General features: G+C 50.9%; 24 protein-coding genes and 1 other RNA gene. 23 read left to right on the top strand and 2 right to left on the bottom strand.

The genetic code is table 11. From position 1 onward, the window contains the following. Positions 1 to 60 precede the first annotated feature (60 nt). The 12 genes from ACE99V_RS11325 (at position 61) to ACE99V_RS11270 (ending at position 6,716) form a co-directional block, all read left to right on the top strand. A complete protein-coding gene (locus tag ACE99V_RS11325; RefSeq protein ID WP_400491193.1) occupies positions 61 to 321 on the top strand; it encodes a hypothetical protein in 261 nt (86 codons plus the stop codon). A gap of 43 nt (positions 322 to 364) precedes the next feature. Further along, complete coding sequence (locus ACE99V_RS11320; protein WP_400491192.1) at positions 365 to 625, top strand: metal-sensitive transcriptional regulator; 261 nt, start codon at positions 365 to 367, stop codon at positions 623 to 625. Positions 626 to 693: 68 nt separating this feature from the next. After that, positions 694 to 1,173, top strand: a complete 480-nt coding sequence (locus tag ACE99V_RS11315; protein WP_400491191.1) for a DsrE/DsrF/DrsH-like family protein — start codon at positions 694 to 696, stop codon at positions 1,171 to 1,173. Positions 1,174 to 1,239: 66 nt separating this feature from the next. Next, entirely contained in the window at positions 1,240 to 1,626 is a 387-nt protein-coding gene (locus ACE99V_RS11310; RefSeq protein ID WP_400491190.1) for a DUF302 domain-containing protein, read from the top strand. Between the two features lie 351 nt (positions 1,627 to 1,977). Then, positions 1,978 to 2,370, top strand: a complete 393-nt coding sequence (locus ACE99V_RS11305; RefSeq protein ID WP_400491189.1) for a cytochrome c biogenesis CcdA family protein — start codon at positions 1,978 to 1,980, stop codon at positions 2,368 to 2,370. A gap of 102 nt (positions 2,371 to 2,472) precedes the next feature. Then, entirely contained in the window at positions 2,473 to 2,769 is a 297-nt protein-coding gene (locus ACE99V_RS11300) for a hypothetical protein (protein ID WP_400491188.1), read from the top strand. A 324-nt stretch (positions 2,770 to 3,093) separates the two neighbouring features. Beyond that, a complete protein-coding gene (locus ACE99V_RS11295; RefSeq protein WP_400491187.1) occupies positions 3,094 to 3,471 on the top strand; it encodes a rhodanese-like domain-containing protein in 378 nt (125 codons plus the stop codon). A 91-nt stretch (positions 3,472 to 3,562) separates the two neighbouring features. Continuing rightward, a complete protein-coding gene (locus tag ACE99V_RS11290) occupies positions 3,563 to 3,913 on the top strand; it encodes a rhodanese-like domain-containing protein (RefSeq protein WP_400491186.1) in 351 nt (116 codons plus the stop codon). A 15-nt stretch (positions 3,914 to 3,928) separates the two neighbouring features. Next, positions 3,929 to 4,708, top strand: a complete 780-nt coding sequence (locus ACE99V_RS11285; protein ID WP_400491185.1) for a sulfite exporter TauE/SafE family protein — start codon at positions 3,929 to 3,931, stop codon at positions 4,706 to 4,708. Between the two features lie 16 nt (positions 4,709 to 4,724). Then, positions 4,725 to 5,300: a sulfurtransferase TusA family protein gene (locus ACE99V_RS11280; RefSeq protein WP_400491184.1), complete on the top strand. Its 576-nt coding sequence runs from the start codon at positions 4,725 to 4,727 to the stop codon at positions 5,298 to 5,300. A 17-nt stretch (positions 5,301 to 5,317) separates the two neighbouring features. Next, positions 5,318 to 6,445, top strand: coding sequence for an MBL fold metallo-hydrolase (locus tag ACE99V_RS11275; RefSeq protein WP_400491183.1), 1,128 nt, complete (start codon positions 5,318 to 5,320; stop codon positions 6,443 to 6,445). A 43-nt stretch (positions 6,446 to 6,488) separates the two neighbouring features. Beyond that, positions 6,489 to 6,716 carry a sulfurtransferase TusA family protein gene (locus tag ACE99V_RS11270; RefSeq protein WP_400491182.1) on the top strand — a complete coding sequence of 76 codons (228 nt, stop codon included), beginning with the start codon at positions 6,489 to 6,491 and terminating at the stop codon, positions 6,714 to 6,716. Between the two features lie 6 nt (positions 6,717 to 6,722). Here the strand turns inward: ACE99V_RS11270 and cdaS are convergent, their stop codons facing one another. Beyond that, positions 6,723 to 7,331 carry a sporulation-specific diadenylate cyclase CdaS gene (gene cdaS / locus ACE99V_RS11265; RefSeq protein WP_400491181.1) on the bottom strand — a complete coding sequence of 203 codons (609 nt, stop codon included), beginning with the start codon at positions 7,329 to 7,331 and terminating at the stop codon, positions 6,723 to 6,725. A gap of 186 nt (positions 7,332 to 7,517) precedes the next feature. Between cdaS and hmpA the strand changes: the two genes are divergently transcribed. The 11 genes from hmpA to ACE99V_RS11210 all read left to right on the top strand — a co-directional run bounded on the left by hmpA (position 7,518) and on the right by ACE99V_RS11210 (position 17,510). After that, positions 7,518 to 8,735, top strand: a complete 1,218-nt coding sequence (gene hmpA / locus ACE99V_RS11260) for an NO-inducible flavohemoprotein (protein ID WP_400491180.1) — start codon at positions 7,518 to 7,520, stop codon at positions 8,733 to 8,735. An 82-nt stretch (positions 8,736 to 8,817) separates the two neighbouring features. Then, a complete protein-coding gene (locus ACE99V_RS11255) occupies positions 8,818 to 9,714 on the top strand; it encodes a DMT family transporter (RefSeq protein WP_400491179.1) in 897 nt (298 codons plus the stop codon). Positions 9,715 to 9,814: 100 nt separating this feature from the next. Continuing rightward, complete coding sequence (locus ACE99V_RS11250; protein WP_400491178.1) at positions 9,815 to 11,116, top strand: NCS2 family permease; 1,302 nt, start codon at positions 9,815 to 9,817, stop codon at positions 11,114 to 11,116. Between the two features lie 116 nt (positions 11,117 to 11,232). Next, positions 11,233 to 11,497, top strand: an RNA gene (gene ffs, locus ACE99V_RS11245) — signal recognition particle sRNA large type. Positions 11,498 to 11,687: 190 nt separating this feature from the next. Further along, positions 11,688 to 13,118 carry a PAS domain-containing sensor histidine kinase gene (locus tag ACE99V_RS11240; protein ID WP_400491177.1) on the top strand — a complete coding sequence of 477 codons (1,431 nt, stop codon included), beginning with the start codon at positions 11,688 to 11,690 and terminating at the stop codon, positions 13,116 to 13,118. A 126-nt stretch (positions 13,119 to 13,244) separates the two neighbouring features. Further along, on the top strand, positions 13,245 to 14,942 hold the full coding sequence (gene dnaX, locus ACE99V_RS11235; RefSeq protein WP_400491176.1) for a DNA polymerase III subunit gamma/tau: 1,698 nt from the start codon (positions 13,245 to 13,247) through the stop codon (positions 14,940 to 14,942). Positions 14,943 to 14,972: 30 nt separating this feature from the next. Then, positions 14,973 to 15,284, top strand: a complete 312-nt coding sequence (locus ACE99V_RS11230) for a YbaB/EbfC family nucleoid-associated protein (RefSeq protein ID WP_400491175.1) — start codon at positions 14,973 to 14,975, stop codon at positions 15,282 to 15,284. A 37-nt stretch (positions 15,285 to 15,321) separates the two neighbouring features. Beyond that, positions 15,322 to 15,918 carry a recombination mediator RecR gene (recR, locus tag ACE99V_RS11225; protein WP_400491174.1) on the top strand — a complete coding sequence of 199 codons (597 nt, stop codon included), beginning with the start codon at positions 15,322 to 15,324 and terminating at the stop codon, positions 15,916 to 15,918. 87 nt (positions 15,919 to 16,005) lie between these two features. Next, positions 16,006 to 16,980 carry a CPBP family intramembrane glutamic endopeptidase gene (locus ACE99V_RS11220; RefSeq protein WP_400491173.1) on the top strand — a complete coding sequence of 325 codons (975 nt, stop codon included), beginning with the start codon at positions 16,006 to 16,008 and terminating at the stop codon, positions 16,978 to 16,980. 18 nt (positions 16,981 to 16,998) lie between these two features. Further along, complete coding sequence (locus ACE99V_RS11215; protein ID WP_400491172.1) at positions 16,999 to 17,232, top strand: DUF2508 family protein; 234 nt, start codon at positions 16,999 to 17,001, stop codon at positions 17,230 to 17,232. Positions 17,233 to 17,243: 11 nt separating this feature from the next. After that, complete coding sequence (locus ACE99V_RS11210) at positions 17,244 to 17,510, top strand: pro-sigmaK processing inhibitor BofA family protein (protein ID WP_400491171.1); 267 nt, start codon at positions 17,244 to 17,246, stop codon at positions 17,508 to 17,510. Between the two features lie 3 nt (positions 17,511 to 17,513). Here the strand turns inward: ACE99V_RS11210 and ACE99V_RS11205 are convergent, their stop codons facing one another. Then, positions 17,514 to 18,032 (bottom strand): hypothetical protein, encoded by a 519-nt coding sequence (locus tag ACE99V_RS11205; RefSeq protein ID WP_400491170.1) that lies wholly within the window; start codon positions 18,030 to 18,032, stop codon positions 17,514 to 17,516. Positions 18,033 to 18,264: the final 232 nt, after the last annotated feature.

The raw sequence follows: 18,264 nt of genomic DNA, 5'->3' as shown, positions 1-18,264 counted from the left end.
ATATGCAATTGACAGAAAGAGTCACAGCAACTAATATACGTATAGGGGTATATGTATGTAATGATCGAATTGGGAGGTGGTGAAAAAATGATGGTCAACGTTACTTTTCACACTCCTGTCGATGGAGCTTTCAATATTCCGTATGCATACTTGCAGCGAAATCTCTCACAGATACCAAGGAAAAAAGTAATTGTGATTGCCCCTAACAAGCTGATCTTGCAAAAAGGGATTCACATTCTAAAGAAAAACGGTTTCCTGGTGTCTGGCTGCTTCTGTCCTGAGGAGAGAAGTGCGTTAACGAAGACTGTCGCTTGTGCATAAAGGAGTGTCAAGTCGGCTTTTTCCAAGTGGGAGGGACGAAGAGATGAAATACGGCAGGAGTATCATGCATAGGCTGAAGCGTGTGGAAGGACAAATCAGAGGGATTCTGAACATGATGGATGAGGACAAAGACTGTAAGGAAGTAGTTAGCCAGTTGTCCGCAGTTCGATCCGCAGTTGACAAAACGATTGCTGTGATTGTTGCAGAAAACCTGTCCAGCTGCATTCGTGAGGAGATGGCTTCAGGAAAGGATACCGACCAACTATTGGAGGAAGCCATTGACCTTCTCATCAAAAGCAGATAAGGAAAAAGTATTTTTTTATCCGAATAAATACCCATATAGGTATATGTAAAAAGAGAGGAGAATCTGTAATGAACAAGCAAGATAAAACCACCATGATTGTATTTGACGGAGATCTCGATAAAGCAATTGCGAGCTTTATTATTGCGACCGGTGCGGCTGCCATGGGCAAAAAAGTAACGATGTTTTTTACCTTCTGGGGACTCAATATCCTGCGAAAAGACCAGCATATCCCGGTTAAAAAAGGATTTCTGGAAAAGATGTTCGCCTGGATGATGCCGCGCGGGCCGGAAAAACTGGGTATCTCGAAGATGAATTTTGGCGGTCTTGGCGCCAAGATGATGAAATATATCATGAAGAAAAAGAATGTAGCCACTTTGGCCGAATTGATGCAAATGGCCAAAGATCTTGACGTAGAAATGATCGCGTGCACCATGTCGATGGATGTTTTGGGTATCAAGGAAGAAGAGCTGATTGATGGGCTTAAGTTTGCAGGTGTAGCCACCTATCTGGCGGAGGCCGATCAGGCAAATATTAACCTGTTTATTTAAGCTTGGAATGGTCTCCAATGGGTAACGATATACTCGTAAAAACATGAAGTCTGAAGGAGGGATATCGTGGAATTTCATTACACCGTGTCAACCGATAAAAACATGGAGGACGTTATCCAAGCAATCGAGTTGCAATTGCAGAAACATAACTTTGGTGTGCTTTGGCAGCTGGATCTGGCTCAAAAGTTACAAAGCAAGGGAATCCCGTTTGACAGGCAGTACCGCGTTCTGGAGGTATGCAATCCATTCGAGGCGGCACGTGTACTTGAAAAGAATGATCTTGTCGGATACTTCTTACCCTGCAAAATTGTCGTATTTGAGCAGAACGGCAAGACGCATATCGGCTTGCCGAAGCCAACGGTGTTGATTGGGCTGCTCTATGACGAGGAACTGCAGGCGATTGCCGAGGAGATCGAGAAGACGCTGATCCAGGTGTTGGAGTCTAGCAAATAAGAGGAAGATCCCAAGGGTGCTTGGGATCTTTTTTTAGTATATAAGTTATAACATTGGGACATCGAATACAGCCACAAGGAAAGGGTTTGGGGCCCCAGCCGACACCAGCGTTAGCTAAAGTCGGCTGGGTTTTCTTGTATACGAAAACCCCCAGTTCGACTGGGGGTTCAGGAAAGCTTATAGCTATGAGTAGCCATCCTTTGAGCCCGGTGATAAGATAAGAGCCGGTCTGCCAACCGCTCACACTTATCACAGGAGGACAAAGGATGGACAAGAGCAGTCTAGCACACACCAAATGGAACTGCAAATATCATATTATTAACAGGAGGAACGGTTGCGGAAGGAAAGATCGTGGTAAGAAAAGGTGTTTTAATTAGTCGATCGGTCAGCTTTATTCTAGGGTTCAGTTTGATCTTCGTCCTGCTTGGTGCATCAGCTAGTTATCTCGGTCAAGTACTTTCGGAGTACCGTGATTGGCTGGAGAAGGTAGGTGGTATATTCGTGGTTTTATTCGGTCTGCAGATGGCAGGTATGCTGCAGCTGGACATCTTTATGAAAGAAGTTCGCTGGTTGCCAAAGTCCGGTCAAAAAGGACTTGTTACTTCCTTTGTGCTTGGATTGGCTTTTGGTGCAGGGTGGACGCCCTGTGTCGGGTTAGCCCTTTCTTCGATTTTGTTTATGGCGGGTACGGCAGAAACGGCTGCAGATGGAATGTTTTACCTCCTGATATACTCTATGGGATAGCGATACCTTTTTTGGTCATTTCGATGCTTGTTACCTACACCATTGGAGCTGTTAAAAAGGTGAATCAACGGGTAATCGAACCGTTACAGGGAGGAAAATGACATGTTTGAACCAACCACGTCTCTGCCATTGGGGCCGGTTTCTATACCGTTAGAACTGCTTGGGTGGGTGCTCGGCTTTCTCATCGGTACGTTCTTGCTGCAAGAGTTCGAAAGGGGGAGGAATCAATCGCCGGTTCAGTCCTATCTAAATGCAGTCAATTCCTCCTTTCTGGTTGGAATTGTCATCTATAAATTCTGGCCGGTAGTAGAACAATATACGTTTTTTCTTGAAAACCCTTTTGCCCTGCTCATGTATAGCGGGGGGCGTACGGGCTTGAAGCAGCCATCGTGGGGATGATTTCCTGGATGCTCTATAAAGGGATTCGAGAGAATATGGTTTCCCGACGAAAACGTGGGGGTGGAATCTAGAAGAGTGGGCATCAGTCTCATCGGGTTAGGGCTGATTCTTCTGGTGCAGAGTCTATTGGGATCTCCCGGTGCTCTGATGGAGAAACTCCCTCTGCGAAAACAGGTCGGAATCATCAGTACACTCGTTGGCGTCGTGCTGTATTTGCCTCCAATAAGAAAAATGGAGAAGAAGAGGGGTTGACAAAGAAAAGGAACGGTCTATAATAATACCCATAAGGGTATATACCCCATACGGTATAAGGGGGTGGTAATATTGGAATGGATTCCTTATTTATTGCTTGCTGGTTTTGCGGTTTTCATGGCGAGCAGGCTGCTTCCGGTCAAAGGATTGCGAAACTTAAAGCCGGATGATTTGAAGGAGCTGTTGAAGAGACCGCAGGGACACTTGTTTATTGATGTTCGAGAGCCGTTTGAATACAAACGGGGTCATATTAAAGGGTTTCAAAATATCCCTTTGAGCCAGTTGAAAGTACGAATCAATGAACTGGATCCCCAAACACCGCTCGTTTTGACTTGCCAGAGCGGGATGAGAAGTCGCCAAGCTGCCAAGTTGTTGGCAAAACAAGGATTTACAAACATTAGCCATCTTCAGACCGGAATGTCCGGATGGAATGGCAGTGTCACCAAATGAGAATGAGAAAAAGGAGATTTGACCGAATACGATCAGCTCCTTTTTTATAATAATATAAATATACCCTACAGGGTATTTGGAGGGTTGGAACATGGCAAATCCAATTGTAAACATTCATCCTGTCGATGTGAAAGAACGGTTAAAAAGAGGGGAGAAACTCACGATTATAGATGTCCGTGAAGATGAGGAGGTAGCGACCGGGAAAATTCCGGGAGCGAAGCATATTCGTCTCAATGAGTTATCTCATCGCTATAAGGAGATTAATCCGGACGAAGAAACCATCATGGTTTGCCGCAGCGGCAATCGCAGCGGTATCGCCTGCGATTTTCTATACGCCATGGGGTATAGAAACGTCAAGAACATGATGGGTGGAATGATCGCTTGGGAGGGCGACGTGGAGAAGTCGATAGTGGATACCGGCTCCCACCTGCCTCAACCATGAGGAAGGAGAGGGAGTATGACGCTTTCATTGGTTATCACATTGTTTCTCATTGGGTTTATCGGCTCATTTATCTCCGGATTGGTGGGAATCGGGGGTTCCATTATTAAGTATCCGATGCTGCTGTATATCCCGCCAGCGTTGGGACTTGCCGCTTATTCAGCTCATGAGGTATCAGGCATCAGTGCTGTGCAGGTCTTCTTCGCAACGATCTCCGGGGTACTGGCTCTGCGAAAAGACAACGTAATCAACTACAAGCTGGTTGCCTACATGGGCGTCGCCATCATCATCGGGAGTTTCGCCGGAGGATACGGCGGGAAGTTTCTTGCCGCAGAGACGATCAACCTGGTTTATGGTGTTCTGGCAACCATTGCAGCGATGATGATGTTTGTTCCAAATAAAGGAATCGATGATATACCGTTGGACCAAGTTCGGTTTCATCGAATCATCGCTGTCATCGCGGCTCTGGTTGTTGGGGTTGCTTCGGGTATCGTCGGCGCAGCCGGAGCCTTTATCCTGGTACCCATCATGCTAATTGTTTTGAAAATCCCGACGCGCATGACGATTGCTTCTTCCCTGGCCATTACGTTTATATCCTCCATTGGATCAACAGTAGGGAAAGTGATGGCGGGAGATGTGCTGTTCTGGCCGTCGGTGATCATGGTCATTGCGAGTGTGTTGGCTGCCCCTCTGGGAGCCCGTTTCAGCAAGCGAATCAATACGAAAATCCTGCAAGCCATTCTGGCCGTGCTGATTCTAAGTACCGCCGTGAAAATTTGGCTCGACATCTTAACCTAAAGGAGGATCTCTTCATATGAATAACGTTTTGGTAGACAAATCCATTGACTGCAAAGGGCTGGCCTGCCCCATGCCGATTGTCCGCACCAAAAAGGCAATGGATGAGATGAAAAGCGGAGAGGTGTTGGAAGTTGTGGCTACGGATCCGGGTTCTGTTGCCGATGTCCGTAGCTGGGCAGAACGCACCGGAAACCAATTTCTGGGAACGATTGATGAAAACGGGGTGTTTAAACACTACATCCGCAAAGCCGACCCGTCAGAAATGAAGCCGGAACAAAAATACCCGCATGTGGTTTCAAACGAGGAATTGGAGCAAAAGCTAAACGAAAATCCGGTCATTCTGGATGTGCGTGAGCCGATGGAATACTCCTTTGGACATATACCAGGTGCGAAGTTGGTACCGTTTGGAAAGCTGGAGGAAACCATTGCAGAATTAGCGCCTTATCAAAATCAGGAGATTTACGTTGTGTGTCGTACTGGAAACCGCAGCGACGCGGCTTGCCAGATCCTGCAGCAAAAAGGCTTTACCAAAGTGAAAAACGTGGTTCCCGGCATGTCCGGATGGAGGGGACCCGTTCAAACACAATCATAAACAAGGAGTGAATCATCATGGCAGTAAAAGCAATCCATGCAAAAGAACTTCATGACAAGATCGAACAGGGAGTTGTCATCCTCGATGTGCGCAACCCTGAAGATTATCAGGAATGGAAAATCGAAGGAAAGAAACTGACATCTTTCAATATCCCTTACTTTGATTTTCTTGATGAGAACGAAGAAGTGTTTCAACATCTTCCCAAAGACGAAGAGATTGTGGTGATCTGTGCAAAAGGGGGAAGCGCACAGATGGTAGCCGAGATTCTGGATGGGAAAGGGTACCGTGTAAGTTACCTTGAGAAAGGGATGCAGGAATGGAGCCAGTTCTACCATCCAGTGACAGTCGTAACCGAGGAACCGTTCAAACTGATTCAAGTCAATCGCTTGGCAAAGGGATGCCTCTCTTACATGGTGATCTCCGAAGGGCAAGCACTTGTGGTTGACCCTAACCGTCACATTGAAGAATATTTGCAACTGGCGGAAAAGGAAAACGCAACGATTGCTCATGTGATTGATACTCACCTGCACGCCGACCATATCTCCGGGGGCCATGAGCTGGCAGAAAAAACAGGTGCGACCTACTACATTTCCTCCAGTGAAATGCACGGCTCGAATCTGCGTTACGAACCACTGGAAAAACATAAGAATCTTGAGTTTGGTGCGGTTCAGGTAAAAGTGATTGCCGTTCCGACACCCGGTCATACGCCCGGCAGCGTGTCGATTCTGGTTAATGATAAATACCTTCTCTCCGGCGATACCATCTTTGTTGGCGGACTTGGCAGACCTGACCTGGGCGGAAAGGCAAGAGAATGGGCGCAATCCCTGTACGACACGGTATTTAAAACGATTGCAAACCTGTCTGACGATGTACTGGTGTTGCCAACCCACTTTGCGGATATCAAGGAGATCAATGAAGGAGGCTACGTAGGCGCCCGTCTGGGAGATATTCGTAAGAGCAATGATATCATGCGGACGGAGGATCGCGAGCAATTTACGGAGATGGTGGCCGGCACAGCAGGTGCTCTTACACCACCAAACTATGAAGAGATCGTGGAAATCAACCGTGGGACAGTAGAAGTGTCTGCGGAAAAAGCAACGGAGCTGGAAATCGGTCCAAATCGCTGCGCGATCCACCACGCATAATCACAAACCATACAATTTCGTAACGAATGGGAGGAATATCAAGATGAAAGCGGATATTACAGTAGATGCAAAAGGTTTGGCCTGCCCGATGCCGATCGTTCGGGCAAAAAAAGCGATGGATGGGCTGCAATCCGGACAAATCATGGAATTGGAAACGACGGATAAAGGCGCATTAAATGACTTCCAAGCATGGGCACGACAAAATAACCATGAATTGATGAGTGTGGAAGAAAATAATGGAGTGTTCCGTTTCCTGGTAAAGAAAGGGTAACGTCTATCAAGTGGAGACTGGATACAATTCTCCGTTCAGCGCAAATGACACCCTGCCCGTTTCCTCGGAGACTACCAACACGAGTGCATCACACTGTTCAGACAGGCCGATCGCAGAACGATGCCGGGTCCCCAGTTTTTTCTCTCCGAAGATGTTACGGGAAAGGGGCAGAATGTTGCCGGCAGAGATAATGGTGTTTGCTCTTATTAAAACAGCACCGTCATGCAGCGGGCTGCCCGGATGAAAGATGGATTCCAGAAGAGAATGGGTCAAGGCAGCTCCGATGGGTATGCCAGGCTGGACGAGCGGTTCAACCGGGTCGTTGCGCTCGATAATCATCAGACCTCCGTGACGGCGTTCGGACAAATGCTGAATGCTAATGGCTATTTCCGCGTATTTGCTGGTGTACGGAGCGAGGTAACAGTGCAGGTAATACGATGCCGCCGCAGCCTGCATGCCCAAAAAATGATCCTTGATCTGCTCAAGCTTGTCCAGCAAACAGTCATTTTCGTTGTTGAGCACATTCAGGCATTGCTCGATGGCAGCGGAAATATGCTTCAATTCCACCCGCACTCGTTCCTTCATCGGAGAAAAATCACAGTTGGTATACGGCATAAGAGCACCTCAAGAAGGGAATGGTTACCACCTTATCTATTTGCAGAAATGGACCGAGCTATACCGGCCCACAGCTGTCACAAACCCTCCATGATCGATGTGACCGCAATCACAGAGAAAGGGAAACGGACGCTTTATACTTGGCGGTGTAAGAAACGATTGATATGCCAAGATGGAGGGTTTCTCATGCTGAGTCAACAAACCATTGCTGTCATAAAATCGACGGTTCCCGTCCTGCAATCCCACGGCAAAGCCATTACGACCCGTTTTTATGAAAGGATGTTCGCCAACCATCCTGAGCTTCTGCACATTTTTAATCACGCCAATCAGAAGCAGGGTCGGCAGCAAACGGCGCTCGCCAATGCGGTGTACGCGGCAGCGGCCCATATCGACAATCTCGAAGCGATCTTACCCGCTGTAAAGCTGATCGGACACAAGCACCGCAGCCTCGGGATCAAGCCGGAGCACTATCCGATCGTGGGCCAAAATCTGCTGGCGGCGATCAAAGACGTCCTCGGGGAAGCTGCCACCGATGACATCATCAACGCGTGGGCCGAAGCCTACCAGGTAATTGCCGATGTGTTCATCAGCGTCGAGGAGCAGATGTATCGTGACGCGGAGGAATTGCCGGGAGGCTGGAGAGACTTCCGCAATTTTGTTGTGGTACAAAAAGTAAAGGAAAGCGATGTTATCACCTCGTTTTATTTGAAACCGCAGGATGGTCAGGCCCTTTCTCCATTTCAGCCCGGCCAGTACATTAGCGTGAAGCTGCAGATCCCCGGCGAAACGTATACGCATATCCGCCAGTACAGTTTGTCGGACAGCCCGGGAAAAGACTACTACCGGATCAGCGTGAAGCGAGAGGACGCACGGGATAACAAACCGGCTGGAGTGGTCTCCCATTACCTCCACGACCACGTAAACGAAGGGGATGTCCTGCCAGTAAGTGCTCCTGCCGGCGATTTTGTTCTGGATATGACAAAGGAGACTCCGGTGGTACTGCTCAGCGGCGGTGTCGGTTTGACCCCGATGATCAGCATGTTGAATGCGATGGTGGAAAAGCAGCCTGGCCGTCCGGTGACGTTCATACATGCCGCGTTGAACAGCAAGACCCATGCGATGAAAGAGCATGTGAAATCGCTCGCCGCAACATACGATCAGGTGAAGTCGTACGTGCTGTATTCCGAGCCGACAGATGAAGACAAGGCCAACCGACAGTATGACAAGGAAGGGTATATCGACCTGACCTGGCTGCAATCCGTAGCCGACAAACAGGCGGACTTTTACTTTTGCGGGCCGGTTCCTTTCATGAAGTCGGTTCATCGGGCTTTGAAAGAGTGGGGAGTACCCCAAGAGCGGATTCACTACGAATTCTTTGGCCCCTTGGCCAGTCTTGAAGAGTAACATCATGCAGGTCATTAAATCCTCCTCTGAATGGGAGGATTTTTTCTGTTTTTCGCAAATGGATAGGCTGAGGAGTGATAACGTGACAACGTCAAAACAACGGATGTGGGCCGACATCTCCCTGTTTTTGATTGCGGTGGCCTGGGGATATACGTTTGTGCTCACGAAAGACCTGCTTGAGGAGACAACGCCGTTTTACTTTACCGGAACGCGATTTCTCCTGGCTGCCTTGATTCTTTGTCTGATTGCGTGGAAACAGGTCAGAACGACGTCGCGTGAAGGATGGGTATGGGGTTGGGTATGCGGGGTGGTGTTATGTGCTGCATTTACCCTTCAGATTATTGGCATTAAGCTGACGACACCCGGAAAAGCGGGCGTCATTACGGGAACCAATGTCATTTTGGTACCGATTTTTTACTATCTTTGGCGAAGGGTATCGGTGCAAAAAGGGGCAATCCTCGGCAGCGTGCTGGCGTTTATCGGACTCGTCTGCCTGTCCGGAGACGGAGAGTGGGCCAGCCTCTCCATAGGAGACGGACTGGTGTTTCTTTGCGCAGTCTTTTTTGCTTTGCATATCCTGCTGGTTGATTTTGTCTACACCCGTCAGCCCGAAGTGGACTCGCTTTCCTTTGTGATGATTCAATTACTGGCGGTAGGGATCATCGATTTGTTCATTGCGGTTTGGGTCGAACCTGTACCCGGCCTTCTCTCCGGATACGGATGGTTTGCTTTCCTGTTTGACTGCCTGATCGGAACCATGCTCGCATACATTGTGCAGATCAAGGCCCAGCAATATCTGCCTCCCGCTCGCGTCAGCCTGCTGCTTTCCTTCGAAGCGGTCTTTGCCTTTTTGTTTTCCTGGCTGCTCTGGGGGGAACCGATAACGGCAGTGATCGCGATGGGAATCGGTTTGATGCTCCTCGGCATCTTTGTCACGGAATGGTCGGCCCTGGTGCGCCAGACGGCAGGCGGCAAATAGGGTGGCTCATAGTTTCAAAGCGGGACGTGCATACTTTTCCTATCTGAGATTTTGTGGTGAAATAGAAAAGTTGGACAAATGATGCAAGAGGAGAAAGCATATGTTTTCAAAAGGACAGCAGAGAAACTTCATAAAAAAAGAGATGCTGGCGGGGTTGACGACCTTTTTTACGATGGCTTACATCATGGTCGTCAATCCGCTGATTCTCGCTGATGCAGGTGTGCCCTTCGAACAGGGGTTTACCGCGACCATCATTGCCACAATCGTCGGTACCCTGATGATGGGATTGTGGGCAAACTACCCGATTGCCATTGCTCCGGCAATGGGATTAAACGCGTATTTCGCCTATTCGGTTGTAAAGGTAGGGGGAGGGCTGACGTATACAACCGCCTTCTCAGCTGTATTTGTGGCGGGTCTCCTGTTCGTCCTGCTGTCGTTGACACCGCTTCGTTCCAGGCTGATTGAAGTGATTCCGGACAACCTGAAGCATGCCATTACGGCGGGGATCGGTCTGTTTATCGCCTTTATCGGCCTGCGTCTGACCGGCCTGGTAACCGACCATCCGACGAACCTGGTTACACTGGGCGATTTGCACTCTCCCGTCGTTGTGCTTGCTTTGATCGGGTTGGCGGCGACGCTGATTTTTTGGTCGCTAAACATCAACGGCGCCTTGTTTTTGGGAATGGTGGTGACCGGTGTGATTGCGTACGCAGCCGGTCAGCTTTCGTTTGAGAAAGGGTTTGTGTCTACACCCTCGCTGCCGGAAGGATTGCTTGTCGCCAACCCTGTCGGCGCATTTTCCGACGTCGTTCAATACGGATTGTATGCCGTCGTGTTCTCTTTCCTTCTGGTCACCTTGTTTGACACGACGGGAACGGTTTTGGGGGTGAGCAAACAGGCCGGACTATTGGTGGACAACAAGCTGCCGCGGGCGGAGCGGGCGCTGTTCGCTGATTCGCTTGCTACCCTGGTTGGCTCCATGTTCGGAACCAGTCCTACATCGGCGTACATTGAGTCCGCCTCCGGGGTGGCCGCGGGTGGACGGACAGGCTTGACCGCTGTGGTGGTAGCCGTGATGTTCGGGATTTCTGCGTTTTTCAGCCCGCTGGTAAGCGCTATTTCCGGCATTTCCGCCATTACGGCTCCTGCCCTGATCGTTGTCGGTTCCCTTATGCTTGGTAGTGTCCGCCATATTGATTGGGATGAGATGGACGAATCCTTCCCCGCTTTTCTGGTCATTGTCAGCATGCCGCTGACATCCAGTATCGCCACCGGTATTGCCCTTGGTTTTATTTCTTACCCGCTCATGAAGGTGCTAAAGGGGAAGTGGAGAGAGGTACACTGGCTGGTTTACGTGTTTGCCCTGCTGTTTGCCTATCAGCTTGCCTTTTTGCCGCATTGAGTAAGGCTGAAAAAGACTCCCTGTTGCGTGTCCATTTCGGCACCCAGGTTGATCCTGCCTGTTTTGGGTGGCATTTCCCTTGCGATTGGATGGGTTCTCTGGTATTCTTAATGGTGCCGTGCTAGACGGGGAGGTTGCGGTGCCCTGTAACCTGCAATCCGCAATAGCAGGGTTGAATTCCTATCAGAGGTCTTTTCATGTAAGGCTGCCTTATGGCGGCGGTGTTGAGGATTGGGTCCTGTGCAACGCGAACCCGCGAACCTGGTCAGGTCCGGAAGGAAGCAGCCATAAGTGGATTCTCGCGTGTGCCGCAGGGCAGCCTGGTCTGAGTCGCGGCCATGAGTAACGCTTGGATGAAATGTATCGAAGATAGGTGCACGGTGCTTATATGAACAAACGATGCGGCACGCCGATGAAACGGCGTGCCGTTTTTTGTTGCTTTATGGCGGAATCTAGCGAAACATTTTCTCCCAAAAACAGCGTAAGAAAGCAGGTTTTTCCTTATTTTTTGCAGAATTTTTAAGGGAACGGTGAGCACGGGAAAAAACGTCGAGGGTAAGGGGGGGCAACTGTGGGCGCATCTTTTTCCTTACATCTCCTGGGTTCGTCCAGGAGAATGCAACAGTTTATGCAACAACTACCTAATGCCGTTTTCTTAGTGAATCAGGAAGGGCGTATTGTGGAAGCAAACGATCGTTTGCTGCATGTCACCGGCTACCAGCACGAGGAACTGGTCAGCAAGCCCTTTTCCGTCGTTCTGCCGTACCGCGGTTCGATGGAGCAGTTGTACAGGGAGCTGTTGAAAAAAGAAGCGGAAACGGAGCAGCCTGTGGAAGTCGAATGGCGGGACAAGCAGGGCAAAAGCGGAAAAACGCCGGCCATGATTATGGTACAGCAGGCCGATCAACCGCTTTACATGGTTCACTTGTTCCAACTGACAAAAGAGATCGATTACACACTGTCCCAGCGTTTTTTGCAAAAACTGACCAACGAAACCAGCCTGGGCGTCGTCATTCTCAACGAACAGGCTAAGATCGTCGAAATCAGCCACATGGCCTGCAAGCTCTTGGGAATTGAGCGGCCGCAGGTGATGAACCGGCACATTGATCAGGTGTTTGCCGGAATCCCCGAGGAACACCGCTTGATCAAGCGTGAACTGTTGGAGGGCGTAAAGCTACATAATGTCGCTACCACGTGGACCAACAACAAACAGCGTTACGAGCTGATCGTCGATGCCAATACGCTTCAGGATGAAGCCGGCAAGATTGTTGGCGCCTATGTTTTGTTTAAGGACATCACCAATCTCCGCTCGTTTGAGCAAAAGATTGAACGCAATGAGCGGCTGGCCATGATCGGCCAGATTGCTGCCGGAACCGCCCATGAGATCCGCAATCCGCTCACCTCGATCAAAGGATTCCTGCAGATGTTTCTGCAATCGTTTTCCGATAACGGGATGATGCGGGAAAGAAGCTACACGGAAATCATGCTGACGGAGATCAACCGGATCAACTCGCTGGTCAGCGAATTTTTGCTCTTGAGCAAGCCGAGGGATGTGCAGTACTCGTTGGTCGATCTGAACATCATCTTTGAAGAGATTATGCCGATTGTCGAGTCGCAGGCTCTGCTGCACGGGATCGAGGTGAAGTTCGCCTCGCGCAGCAAACTGCCGATGGTCGTCGGAGACAATGAGTTGTTGAAGCAGGTTTTTATCAATATTTGCAAAAACGGCATTGAAGCAATGGGAGGTGCGGGCACTCTGCACATCTCCCACCACATCGCCCCGGAAGGCGACAAGGTGAGCATCGATATCCGCGACACCGGACCGGGCATACCCGTTTACATCATCGACAAGATCTTTGACCCGTTTTTTACAACCAAGGAAGAGGGGACCGGACTCGGCCTCTCCGTTTGCCAAAAAATCATTCACGACATCGGCGGACAGATACGCGTTTCGTCAAAAGGATATGGAACCACGTTCCACATCCTGCTGCCCTATCTGTAACAACAGTTTGAGACAAGCGTCCCCGGCATGCACGCGGGGACGTTTTCTTTGTACGTACAAAAGCGGATAGTGTATAATAAATAAGATATGAAACAGGACTGTACCAGATTGGGAGTGTCGATGGCCATGGCTTATACCGCGCTGTATCGCGTATATAGACCGCAAACCTTTCACGACGTTGTCGGACAAGCGCATGTGACGACCACACTGCGCAATGCGCTGCGTGAAGGTCGGCTTTCTCATGCCTATTTGTTTAACGGTCCGAGGGGAACGGGAAAAACCAGTGCGGCCAAAATTATGGCCAAGGCGGTCAACTGCGAACAGCCGCACGACGGCGAGCCGTGCAACCAGTGCGCCACCTGCCGGGCGATTACGGACGGTTCCGTGACCGACGTCCTGGAAATTGACGCCGCTTCCAACCGCGGGGTGGAAGAGATACGCGACATCCGAGACAAGGTGAAGTTTGCTCCAAGCGATGTCAAGTACAAGGTGTACATTATCGACGAAGTGCATATGCTGACGACGGAGGCGTTTAATGCTCTCCTGAAAACGCTTGAAGAGCCGCCTTCCCATGTCATTTTTATTCTCGCAACGACGGAGCCGCACAAATTGCCGGCGACGATTATCTCACGCTGCCAGCGCTTTGATTTTCACCGGATTGCGCTGAAGGAGATGGTCAGCCGCCTTCAGTACATCTGCCAGACGCAGGGAGTGCAGGCAGAGGAGCAGGCGCTGCAGCTTGTTGCGAAGATGGCGGAAGGCGGGATGCGCGACGCGCTCAGCTTGCTTGACCAGGCGATCAGCTACAGCGCAGACGTTGTGAAAGCGAGTGACATCATTCAAATTACCGGCACTGTTTCCCAGGCGTACTTCTCCGTTCTGGCCCGACAGATTGCGGAACAGGACGTCGCCAAGGTGATGGAGCAGTTTGATCAGGTGATGGTGCAGGGGAAAGACCCGGAGCAGTTTTTGCAGGATTTTCTTTACTACTATCGGGATATGCTGTTGTTAAAAACGGCTCCGCAGCTGGAAGAGATCGTGGAGCGAAAGATGCTGGACGATCAATTTGCGCAGGTGGCAGAGTTGTATACCATTCCCGCCCTGTACAGCGTGATCGAGACCATAAGCCAGGCCCTGACGCAATTAAAGTGGTCCACGTATTCCCGGGTTTTGGTGGAGCTGACACTGGTAAAACTGTGCCAGCCGACCCGGCAAACCTCACCAACGGTTGAGCCGTCAGGAGAAGAGCTGGCAGCCCTGACGAACCGCATCCGGCAGCTGGAGGAAAAGCTGAACCAGATCCTGCAGGGTCAGACCACGCTGCCGACCGCAGCGAAAAGCGAAGAGCCGCGGAGCCGGGAACCGAGACGGATCGCCTCTGCCGCATCAGGAGGTAGCTCCCGCACGCCAATGAACAAAGTACGGGAAGCGGCCAGGTCGATCGACGAGAACTTGACTCGTCAGCTTCGGGGTCAGTGGAGCCAGATATTGACGGAAGTAAAAAAGGTAAAGATTCAGTATCAGGCATGGCTGGTTAACGGTCAGCCGGCAGCGGCCAGCCGCGATGCGGTCATTGTCACTTTTTCCAGCCCCATTCACTGTGAAAAAACCATGGAGCCTGAGCTTAAAGGAATTGTCGAGCGGGTGATGCAGGGCGTGCTGGGAAGACCCATGCAGCTTCTTTCCGTCATGGAGGAAGAGTGGCAGAGTGTCCAGCAGCAGGCCGGCACGGCGGATGGGTCGGATCAGGCGGAAGAGCAGGACCCGTTCGTCGCTGAGGCGATCAAGCTAGTCGGCGAAGCACTGGTGGAAGTAAAGGAATAGACACAGGAAAACGACAAGGAGGAAATCCACATGAAAAACATGCAACAAATGATGCGCCAGGTGAAAAAGATGCAGGAAGAAATGCAGAAAGCCCAGGAAGGCCTGAAAGAGAAGATCGTCGAGGGTTCTGCGGGCGGCGGCGCCGTGGTGGTAAAGGCAAACGGTCACAAACAGATCGTGGACATCGCCATCAAGGCGGAAGTAGTCGATCCGGACGATGTGGAGATGCTGCAGGATCTTGTGCTGACGGCCGTAAACGACGCGCTGCGAAATGCGGATGACATGATCGGAAAAGAGATGGGCCGCTTCACCGGAGGAATGAACATCCCGGGATTGTTTTAGAGCCTGAACAGGCAGCACCTGAAGGAGTATAAGAGACATGTTCTATCCCGAACCGATATCGAAACTGATTGAAGGGTTTATGAAGTTGCCAGGCATCGGTCCGAAAACGGCAGGACGCCTGGCGTTTTTCGTGCTAAGCATGAAGGAAGACGACGTCCTCGATTTGGCCAAGGCGCTGGTCAACGCCAAACGCCAGCTGCACTACTGCTCTGTATGCAACAACATCACGGACGTCGATCCGTGCCACATCTGCAGCGACAAACGGCGGGACGGCTCCGTCATCTGTGTGGTACAGGAGCCGAAGGACGTGGTGGCGATGGAAAAGACACGAGAGTACGAAGGGTACTATCACGTGCTCCACGGCGCCATTTCTCCCATGGACGGCATCGGGCCGGAAGACATCCGCATACCTGATCTGCTCAAACGGTTGAGCGACGAGCAAGTGAAAGAGGTGATCCTGGCCACCAACCCGAACATCGAGGGGGAAGCGACGGCCATGTACATCTCCCGTTTGATCAAGCCGTTTGGCATAAAGGTGACGCGAATTGCCCACGGCTTGCCGGTCGGCGGTGACCTGGAGTATGCGGACGAGGTAACGTTGACCAAGGCCCTGGAAGGCCGCAGAGAATTGTAAAAGGTGTGAAAAGACAGGTGTGTCCTGTCTTTTTTTGCGACTTTTTTGGTTGGACGAGACATAGAGTGGAAGTAGGAGCGTGAGGAAATGCAAACTGGACCGGGGCTTCAGCTGTGGGGAAGAACGGAGAGGCGCAAGTCAAGGCCGTGGGCAGTTGTGTTGTTCGTCAGCTATTTCGCCATGATGTTGTCAGAATTGTCGATGATCCGTTTTTTCCAGGGAAGTGACGGGCGCTGGGTGGCATCAACTGCAGATGATCCGGGGCAGTGGTGGTCGCTCATTGTATTGACTGTGACGCTGGTCTGTTTCGTCTGTGCCGTTGGTTTTGCCGTCACCCTCTTCCGTGATTGGCGGAGCGGGCTTCAAGTGCCATGGGTACGGGGAGTGACCGGGACGGATCTCGTTTACGTGTTTGCCTGGCTGCAGGCCTTGAACACATGCATGCTGCTCTTGTACGGGCTGTATTTGCCGCACTCCATCTTTACAAAAGGTTCGGCAGGCAGCTTCCTGGAGTCGGCCTATCTGCAGATGTTCATGCTTGTTGTCATACCGGTCTGGTTTCGCGGACGCCTGGAAGCCATTGGTTGGCGTGCGCCGGTTCAGATGAAGCGGATGTTGCTTGCACTGCTTCTGTTCTTTTTGGCCATTGTGTTTGCCCTGGACGCCATTGTAACCGGCCCGATCGCCGATTGGCTGAACCTGTCGCTGGAGTCGGAAAGAGAGCAGCAAATCCAGGACGAAATCGTAGAGGCAAAAGAAGCCGATTCTTCAAGTATTCTCGTATCGATTCTGGTGATCGGGATTCTCGTTCCCATTGCCGAAGAATTACTCTTCCGCGGCGTGGTGCAGACGTTTCTTGAGCGGCGTTGGGGAGCATTTTGGGGAATACTCGTCAGCAGCTTGTGGTTTGCGTTGATGCACATCGATCTCGCATTGTTTGCACCACTCTTTGTCATTGGATTGGGGCTTGGCTATCTCCGTCATCGTTATCAATCCCTGTGGGGAGCCGTATTGCTTCATGCGATGAACAATATCGCAGGGGTCCTGTATTACTTTTACTAAAGGAAGGAGGATGGAGAAGTGAAGTGGTTGAGAAGACAAAAACGGCAGCAGATCGCCTGGTGGAATCGCCATTCCCTGGAAGAGGCGGTGGATCAGGCGAAAATGGACTGGCAGAATGCCCGGCACCTCGCAGACATGAGCGAGAAGGACTCGGAAGTGGAGGATGCCATCTACTATTTGCAGCTGACGGAAAAGCGCTACATGTATCTGTTGAACCAAGCGAAACAGGAACAAGTGAGAAAACAGGCGTAGGGGGGATTGAGATGGCAACGGAATGGATGATTGCGTTGGTTGTCATCGGCTTTTTGGCGGTGGTAGCGGCCAGCAAATCAGTGACAAAGCCGATTCGCTGGATCGGATTTCTGGCTCTGCAGCTTGTCATTGGCGGTGTCATGCTGTTTTTCGTCAACCTGGTGGGGGAACTGGCACACTTTCACATCCCGATCAATCCGGTTACGGCCCTTCTGGCAGGTCTGCTGCGGCTGCCTGGAGTTGCAGCGTTGCTGGTCATCAAGCTAGGGGTGATGTAACGGTTACCCGTCCGTAAGCAGGAAAGCGACGCTCGCCGATTCGTACTTGACTCGGCACTGTTTGGGCTGCCGAATGGAGAGCAGCAGTATGAGCAGACGGGGAAAAGCGAACACGATCGCTCCGCACACGAGTGTCACTCCGAAAGAGAGCGGCAGCCAGACAAACAGGGCAGCGCTTAGAAGCAAACTGCCAAGAATGACCGTCCATTCGGCACCGCGGTAAAGGGCTAGCGGCTGCGGCAGTCTGAAGCCTGCCCCCCACCATGCGGAGAACAGCATGTCCGGCGTGGTGCCGGGAGAAATGGATCGGATATGGGTGTACAAGCGAAACAAGAGGAAATGCGCAACCGGAACTCCCGCCAGGATGTAGGAGGAAACGAGCAGTTGCTCAAGGGCGACAGGCAACCACAGGGAGACGCCCAACAGTGACGCGCCGAGGAGCAGCAGTTGAAAAAGGAGCCCCGGGAAGCGCCAGCGAAAGCGGAGCAGCAGCTTGTAACTGTAAATGGTCTGTTCTTTCATAAACGACTCCTTCTGCGTGAAGCTAGGTATGATGTACCTGAAGCGGGGCGAGGCACCATTCGGGATCGCTGTCAATTGACAGTGGGACAGGCTCCCTTTATAATGAATTATTGAGAATGATTATCAAATTTAATACCCTTCCTATTTCTTCTATTATCGCACAGGCCAAGCGATTTTGAGAAGGCAATTAGGACGTCAGACAGGTCGGTGGCCAGCAGCCATCGACTTTTAG

This window comes from Brevibacillus soli, assembly GCF_044759095.2.
Taxonomy (GTDB): Bacteria; Bacillota; Bacilli; order Brevibacillales; family Brevibacillaceae; genus JBIYSM02.
The sequence above is the reverse complement of the archived record's forward strand: the minus strand, read 5'-3'. Positions and strand labels throughout refer to the sequence as shown.